Origin of the sequence: Pantoea sp. SIMBA_079 (assembly GCF_046940275.1) — a bacterium.
Taxonomy (GTDB): domain Bacteria; phylum Pseudomonadota; class Gammaproteobacteria; order Enterobacterales; family Enterobacteriaceae; genus Pantoea; species Pantoea borealis.
The window spans coordinates 1-271 of the sequence record NZ_JAWRYR010000312.1 but is presented as its reverse complement, the minus strand read 5'-3'; the positions used below and the strand labels follow the sequence as shown (position 1 = coordinate 271).

Here is a 271-nt window from a genome sequence, read left to right as displayed (position 1 = left end):
GCCAATCATCTGCCCGACACCTTCGACCTGGCTGCTGGCCCAAGCCTGATCTGGAACCCGTTCGACTATGGCCGGCGCAAGAACACCGTACGCGTGGAAGATGCCCGCTTGCAGCAACTGATCGAGCTGTATCAGCAGAGCGTGCGCGAAGCCGCCCGTGAGGCCGACGATGCAGCCAGCGGGCTGGTGCGCTCGCTGCAGAGTGCAACCATTCGCGACCAGGCCTCTCAGGCTGCGCAACGCTCGCTGAATCTGGCCAGCTCGCAATACC

1 protein-coding gene is annotated in these 271 nt (G+C 63.8%); it reads left to right on the top strand.

Translation table 11 applies throughout. From position 1 onward, the window contains the following. Positions 1–271 (top strand): TolC family protein (locus SB719_RS20165; RefSeq protein WP_412159743.1); only part of this gene is annotated, 271 nt, incomplete at both ends.